Consider the following 7,000-nt stretch of genomic DNA (forward strand, 5'->3'; position numbering starts at 1 on the left):
GGTTGATCGTGCGCACGTCCCGCGCGATGCGCTGGATCGGCCGGTCGGTGTAGATGGACGAGCCGCCGCTGGCCTCGGACAGCAGGTCGACCGCCTCCTTGGCCAGCGCGGTCGCGGCCCCCATGTCCATGCGGGCCACCGCGCGCTCCTCCACCGACCACGCCTCGCCCGCCCGCACCTTGCCGTCGACGCGGTCGGCGGCGCGGTGCACGTGGAACGCGGCCTGGTCGACCTTCAGCGTCGCCCGCGCCACCTGCAGGTGGGTCAGCGGCGCCTCGGCCTGGCTCTCGTAGTCGGTGTAGGTGATCTTGCGTCCGGGCAGGCGCTCCAGGAACACCTCGCGCGCCGCGCGGGCCATGCCGAGCGGGACCGCGCCCGCGACCGCCGCGCTGACCGGCGAGAACGGGGCCCGCCAGGTGGCGGAGTCGGCGTTGCGCTCGGACAGGTGCGCGCCGTGCAGCACCACCGGCATCAGCGGCAGCACCCGCGCCTGCGGCACGAACAGGTCCTTCGCGACGGTCTTGACGCTGCCGGTGCCGCGCATCCCGACCGTGTGCCAGTCGTCCACGACCCCGAGGTCGGCCACCGGGATGGCCAGCACGATCGGCGCGTAGCCGCCGTCGGGCTCGGCGAGCAGCGCGGAGTGCGCGAACCAGCCGCTGTGCAGCACCCCGGTGCTGAAGGCCCACTCGCCGTTCACGACGACGCCGCCGGGCGCGGGCGTGGCGACGCCGTTGGGGCTGACGCTGCTGCCGACGAACACGTCCGGGTCGGCGAACACCTCGTCCTGGACCTCGTCGGGGAACAGGCCGATCAGCCACGAGCTGAGCATCTGGGTGTTGGCCGTCCAGCCCACCGACCCGTCGCCGCGCGCCAGCTCGGCGACGACGTCGCACACGGTGCGCACGTCGGACTCGAAACCCCCGTAGCGCAGGGGGACGCGCATCTTCAGCAGGCCCGCGTCGCGGACCGCGGCGAGCACGTCCGGGTGCAGCGCCCGGTGCTCCTCCTGCCAGGCTGCGTGCTCGCGGATCAGGGGGACCAGCTCGGCGGCGCGGCCCGCCAGCTCGGTCCGCCCCGGCGCCTCGGTCGTCGTCATCTGCGCTCCTCGGTGCTGTTGCTGTGACTGGGAAGTGGCGCGCGGGGGCGCGGCCTAGATGAACTGGGTGTTGGGCTCCAGCCCGCACAGCACGCGGCCGTAGGTCTCCGCGTTCGTGGTGGGCTGCATGATCCCGTTGAGGGTGATGGCCTGGACGTCGCGCTCGATGCGCTGGATCGGCCGGTCGGTGTAGATGGACGAGCCGCCACTCGCGGTGGCCAGCACCTCCACGGCCTCCTTGGCGCGCTGGCAGAGCGCGCCCGCGTCCATGCGCGCGGCGACCCGGCCGAGCACGTCGAGCGGCTGCCCGGCGGCGACGGCGGCGTCGAGCCGGTCGGCCCCGCGGCGCAGGTGGAACTCGGCCTCGTCGGTCTTGACGGCGGCCTCGGCGACCTGCAGGTGGGTGAGCGGGGCGGCGGCCTGCTCGTCGTAGTTCGTGTAGGTGATCTTGCGGCCGGGCAGCCGCTCGAAGAACGCCTCCCAGGCGGCGCGGGCCATGCCGAGCGCGGGGGCGCTGGCGACGGCGGCGGCGAAGGGCATGAACGGGACCTTCCACGTGGGGGCGTCCGCGTTCCGGGCGGACAGGTGCCTGCCCTCCATCAGGACCGGCAGCATCGGCAGGATGCGGGCCTGCGGGACGAACACGTCCTTCGCGGCGGTGGTGACGCTGCCGGTGGCGCGCAGGCCGGAGGTGTGCCAGTCGTCGCCGACGGTCAGGTCGGACATGGGCACGACGGCGGTGGCGGGCACGTAGCCGCCGTCCTCGGTGGCCAGCAGCACCGAGTGCACGTCCCACTGGCTGTGCGGGGCGCCGGTGTTGAAGTGCCACTCGCCGTTGAGGACCGCGCCGCCCTCGGTGGGCACGAGCACGCCGCCGGGGCTGACCGAGCCGCAGACGCGGACGGACGGGTCGGCGAACACCTCCTCCTGGACCTCGTCGGGGAACAGGCCGACGAGCCAGGAGCCGATGGTCAGGGTGGCGACCGTCCAGCCCACCGACCCGTCGCCCCGGCCCAGCTCGGCGAGCACCTCGCAGGTGGTGCGCACGTCGGCCTCGTGGCCGCCGTGGCGGGTGGGGACGCGCATCCGGAACAGACCCGCGTCGACCAGTGCCCGCACCACCTCCTCGTGCAGTACCCGGTTCTGCTCCTGCCAGGGGGCGTGCTCGCGGATCAGCGGAACCAGCTCCGCCGCGCGGCCGACGAGCTCGGCCCTCGGCGGCGCGTCGATGGTCGTCATCTGCGCTCCTCGGTACGGTGACGGTGGCTTCCGGGCGGAAGGTTCCCGCCCCGCTGGGAACTGTGGCACGGGGGCGGTCCGGTCCGGTTCTCCGATGTTGCCGACCTGTCGGTCCGGGAGCGCTTGGGGCGCAAGGGTTCGCGCGCGCGACAGCGTCCACAGTGGAGTCCTGTCCGCCGTGGACGCGCGGGAGCGCGACGGGGGCGGACCCGCACCACCGATGGTGGCACCGGTCCACCCCCGGCGCTTGTCCCGGAGTGCGCACCCGGCTACCCGGCCGGGGCGTCCTCCGCAGCGCCCTTCCCCGCGCCCTTCCCCGCGCTCTCCCCCGCGCCGGGCGCGACCGGCGGGCGCAGCCGCAGCGCGAACCACGCCACCGGCAGGGCCGCGACGCCGATCACCAGGCCGGTGAGCAGCGCGCCGGACGGGTCGCCCGCGATCGCCAGCCCGCACACCGCCGAGCCGACCGCGATGCCCACGTTGGCCGCCGAGGCGGGCAGCGCCGACGCCAACTGGCTGCCGGGACCGGCCAGCTCCAGCACCCGGTACTGGTAGGCGGGCACCGCGCCCTGCGCGAACAGCCCCCACGCGACCAGCCCCAGGGCGACCAGGACGGGTGAGGATCCGCCGAGGTGGAGCACGAGCAGGGCGAGGGCGGTGCCGACGCCGCCGAGGAGCATGGCGCGCGCGGCCCCGCTGTCGGCGAACCGGCCGCCCGCGAACGAGCCGACCGCCGCCGCCGCGCCGTAGCAGAGCAGGAAGGCGCTCAGCAGCGCGCCGGAGACGCCGGTGACGCGCTCCAGGAACGGCGTCAGGTAGGTCAGCGCCCCGTAGGAGGAGGCGAACAGCAGGAAGCCCAGGAGCAGCACGACGAGCACCCTGGGCGCGAACGCGTACCGCGCCTGGTCGCCCGCGCCGCCGCCGCCGCGCTCGGCGGGCAGCGGCGGGACGAGCGCGACCAGCGCCGCGCAGGCGACGAGGCTGAGCAGGCTGATGGCCAGGAACGAGTCGCGCCAGCCGAGCCACTGGCCGACGAGCGTGCCCAGCGGCGCGCCCAGTGCGGCGGAGACGGCGAAGCCGGAGAACACGGTCGCGATGGCCCGCCCGGCGCGCTCGGGCGGCACGACCGCGACGGCGGCGACGAAGGACACCGCGACGAACAGCCCGTGCAGCGAGCCGGTGACCACGCGCGCGGCCAGGAACGGGGCGAACTGGCCCAGCAGCACCGGGGTGGTGTTGACGACGGCGAACGCGGCGAGCGCGCCGATCAGCGTCACCCGCTTGTCGAACCGGATGGTGAGGGCGGTCAGCAGCGGGCCGCCGATGGCCAGCCCCAGCGCGTAGGCGGTGACCAGGCCGCCCGCGGCGGGGATGGAGACGTCCAGGTCGTCGGCGATCAGGCCGATGACGCCGACCATGAGCAGCTCGGCCGTGCCGAGCACGAAGGCGGCGACGAACAGGGCCGATAACAGCAGCTTCGACCTGCCGTCCACGGCCTGCTCGCGCGCGCCCGCGCTGGTGTCCTGTGCGCTCATCCGGGCCTTCCTCGTCGGTGTGGTGGGTGGCGCCGGCGGGTGGCGCCGGCGGAGACTGGTTGCATTTCACAACCAGAGGTACCGTAGCAGGCGGTGGCCCACGTCACAGCTCGGGGATTTCCAGTAGGTTCCCGGTGAGGCCCGGCGGCGGGGTCGGAGTGGTGCGGGGAGGGGCGCGGTGCGCAAGGACACGAGGTCGGACTGCCCGGTCAACCTGGCGCTGGAGATCTTCGGCGACCGGTGGACCCTGCTGGTGCTGCGCGACGTGATCTTCCTGGGGGCGCGGCACTTCCGCGAGCTGCTGGCCGGTCCCGAGCGGATCTCCTCGAACATCCTCGCCGACCGGCTCGCCGTGCTGGTCGAGCACGGGATGCTCACCAAGACCGACGACCCCACGCACAAGCAGAAGGTCGTCTACAGCCTCACCGAGCGCTCGATCGCCCTGGTGCCGGTGTTCGCGCAGCTGGGCGTCTGGGGCGTGCGGCACCTGCCCGCGGGCGACGAGCACGCCGCGCGCACGGCGGTGCTCGCCGCGGGCGGCCCCCCGCTGTGGGCCGAGTTCATGGACGAGCTGCGCGAGGCCCACCTGGGGCCGGGCGCGCGGCTGGCCCCGCCGGGGCCCGGCCCCGCGGGGACCGAGCGGCTGGCCCCGGCGAGCCTGGCGGCGCTGGTGGCCGCCGGGGTTCACCGCGAGGCGTAGCGCCGGATCAGGGCGGTCACCGCGCCGGGCCGGTGGTCGAGCAGGTAGTGGTCGCTGCCCGCGACCACCTCGGTGCGCACGTCGGTGCAGCCCGCCGCGCGCAGGCCATCGGCCACGCGCGGGCCGATGTCGGCGAAGATCGACCGGTCCCCCGACACCCACACCAGCGGCACGTCCAGGCGCCCGGTCCGGGAGCTGTTGAACGCCGCGTTCGCCGGGAACGCCCGGTACAGCTCGAACCCGGCGCGCAGCCGCGCCTTCGGCCGGTACGCCCGCGCGTAGCGGGCGACCTCGGCGTCGCTGAACGTCTCCCGGTCGAGCACGAACCTGAGGTAGACCTCCTGCCTGCCGTCGACCAGGTCCTCGGCCAGGCCCGGCGCCTGGTGGAAGCCCAGGTGCCACAGCCGCGCGGTGCTCTCGTCCCACGGTGGCAGGCCCGGCAGGGGGACGTCGAGGACCATCGCGCCGCGCGTGGTGGCCGGGTTGAGGCGCGCGTAGGCGTAGGCGACCATGCCGCCGATGTCGTGGCCGACCACGTACACCGGGCCCAGCGCGAGCCGGGCGGCCAGCGCGCGCAGGTCCTCGGCCAGGTTCGCGGCCTCGTAGCCGCCCTCGGTCGGCTCGGAGCCGCCGATGCCGCGCAGGTCCACGGCGACGACGGTGAAGTCCCTGGCGAGGGCGGGCATGACGGCCCGGTACTCGGACCAGTCCTGGGGGTGGCCGTGGACCAGCAGGAGCGCCGGTCCGCGACCACCCCGGACGTAGTGCAGGGAGGTGCCGTTGACCCTGGCGACGCCGGAGGTGAAGCCGTCACCGAGGCCGGTGGCGGACGGGTCGCGCTCTCCCGCGGTCGCGCCGCTGGTCAGGGTCAGGACCAGTGCGACGACCACGAGCAGCACCTTGTGCTTGTGCATGGGACGACGTGCCTCCGCTCACCGGCTGCTCGGCTCCGCCGGGCCCCGCGCCGCCGGTGGGCGGGGGCCGTGCGGGGCGGCGGTGTTCTGGTGCGGCACGGTGGCGGATCGCGCCGGGGTGCGCCACCGGGACGGCGCGTCCGGGTGGTGGTGCGGCGGTTCGGACGGCGGGTCAGCGCTCCAGGAGCGGGCGCTGCGCCGGGGTGTCGGGGACGGGTTCGGGGGCGGGGTCGGGCGCGGGGCCCGCGGGGCGCCGGGCGGGGAGCGCGAGCGCGACCAGGAGGGCCAGGCCGCCGAGCACCGGCAGCACGTTCAGCGCGAACAGGCCCGCCTCGGACAGGCTGATCACGTTGACCACCAGGTCCGCCACCGGCGAGTCGTCCAGCAGCATCACCACCCCGGAGACGATCATCACCGCCCAGGTGGCGAGCGCGGCGCGGGCGTGCCCGGCCCGGCCGTGGCGCAGCGCCCACCACAGCCAGGCCGCGGCGCCGGGCACCACCCACACCCAGTGGTGCGGCCAGGACACCGGGGACACCAGGGTGCCGGTCACCGCGCAGGCCAGCACTCCCCCGGCCACCTGCCCGCGCCGGGTCGCCCGCACCGCGACCGCGAGCCCGGCCAGCCCGACCAGGACGGTCACCGCGACGCCGAACCACGGCGCGTGCAGCACCCCCGGCAGCTGGCCGAGGACCCCGCGCAGCGACTCGTTCCACGGGCCGTGGTCCGGCGGCATCATCCGCGTGGTGTCCAGCACCAGGCCGCTGAGCCACTGGCCGGACGGGCCGGGCAGCACCAGGTAGCCGACGAGCACGGTGGTCAGGAACGTCCCCGTCGCCACGGCCGCCGCGCGGGCCCGGCCGGTGAGCAGCAGGTACGGGACGAAGATGAGCGGGGTCAGCTTGATCCCGGCCGCCAAGCCGATCGCCACGCCCCGGTGGCGGGACGGGCCGCGCAGCAGGTCGACGAGGATCACGAGCATCAGCAGCAGGTTGATCTGGCCGTTGAACACCATCGGCCACACCGGGGCGGTGCCGAGCGCGGCGACCGAGGCGAGCAGCGCGAACCCGGTGCGCTTGTTCGGCGCGAGCGGGGTGGCCAGGCCGAGCAGGAGCCAGGTGCAGGCGGTGAGGGCGAACGTGGAGGCGAACGTCCACAGCGCGAACGCCAGGTGCGTGTTCAGCAGGGCGATCGGGACGAACAGCAGGGCCGCGAACGGCGAGTAGATGAACAGCAGGCCCGCGTCGGTGGAGACGTCGAACGGGGAGGCGCCGTCGAGCACCGCCTGGCCGCTGACGACGTACACCTTGAAGTCGCGCTCCAGCATCGGCATCGCGTCGCCGAGCGCCAGGGTGGACAGCACGAGCGCGGTCACGACCGCGGCGAACGCGGCCGACACGAGGGCGGCCTCGCGGGTGAGGAGGGGGCCGCCTGGCGCGGCCGGGGGTGCGGGTTCTGCTGTCCTGGTCACGGGGGCTCCTCGGGTTGCCGGGTCGCGGGGGATCTCGCCGGG

The 7,000-nt window shown here is 75.1% G+C and carries 6 protein-coding genes; 1 reads left to right on the forward strand and 5 read right to left on the reverse strand.

Annotated features, from left to right (window positions below; genetic code table 11):
- From ACTUAL_RS23410 to ACTUAL_RS23420, 3 genes are all read right to left on the reverse strand, one after another.
- Positions 1 to 1,099 (reverse strand): acyl-CoA dehydrogenase family protein (locus ACTUAL_RS23410; protein ID WP_440901749.1); only part of this gene is annotated, 1,099 nt, incomplete at its 3' end.
- 54 nt (positions 1,100 to 1,153) lie between these two features.
- Positions 1,154 to 2,338, reverse strand: a complete 1,185-nt coding sequence (locus ACTUAL_RS23415; protein ID WP_440901750.1) for an acyl-CoA dehydrogenase family protein — start codon at positions 2,336 to 2,338, stop codon at positions 1,154 to 1,156.
- A 269-nt stretch (positions 2,339 to 2,607) separates the two neighbouring features.
- Positions 2,608 to 3,873: an MFS transporter gene (locus ACTUAL_RS23420; protein WP_440901751.1), complete on the reverse strand. Its 1,266-nt coding sequence runs from the start codon at positions 3,871 to 3,873 to the stop codon at positions 2,608 to 2,610.
- A 178-nt stretch (positions 3,874 to 4,051) separates the two neighbouring features.
- Here ACTUAL_RS23420 and ACTUAL_RS23425 point away from each other — a divergent pair, with 178 nt between their 5' ends.
- Positions 4,052 to 4,573: a winged helix-turn-helix transcriptional regulator gene (locus ACTUAL_RS23425; RefSeq protein ID WP_440901752.1), complete on the forward strand. Its 522-nt coding sequence runs from the start codon at positions 4,052 to 4,054 to the stop codon at positions 4,571 to 4,573.
- Here ACTUAL_RS23425 and ACTUAL_RS23430 read toward each other — a convergent pair.
- Complete coding sequence (locus ACTUAL_RS23430) at positions 4,558 to 5,487, reverse strand: alpha/beta fold hydrolase (protein ID WP_440901753.1); 930 nt, start codon at positions 5,485 to 5,487, stop codon at positions 4,558 to 4,560. The genes ACTUAL_RS23425 and ACTUAL_RS23430 overlap by 16 nt on opposite strands.
- A gap of 172 nt (positions 5,488 to 5,659) precedes the next feature.
- The gene (locus ACTUAL_RS23435) at positions 5,660 to 6,958 is read right to left on the reverse strand and encodes a glycosyltransferase 87 family protein (protein WP_440901754.1); all 1,299 of its coding nucleotides are present in this window, start codon (positions 6,956 to 6,958) and stop codon (positions 5,660 to 5,662) included.
- Between the last annotated feature and the right edge of the window lie 42 nt (positions 6,959 to 7,000).

The sequence above is a fragment of the Actinosynnema sp. genome, assembly GCF_052038725.1.

Coding starts and splice junctions, on each gene's coding strand:
- ACTUAL_RS23420 (WP_440901751.1), bottom strand. CDS start 3,873: ATGAGCGCACAGGACACCAGCGCGGGCGCGCGCGAGCAGGCCGTGGAC.
- ACTUAL_RS23415 (WP_440901750.1), bottom strand. CDS start 2,338: ATGACGACCATCGACGCGCCGCCGAGGGCCGAGCTCGTCGGCCGCGCG.
- ACTUAL_RS23430 (WP_440901753.1), bottom strand. CDS start 5,487: ATGCACAAGCACAAGGTGCTGCTCGTGGTCGTCGCACTGGTCCTGACC.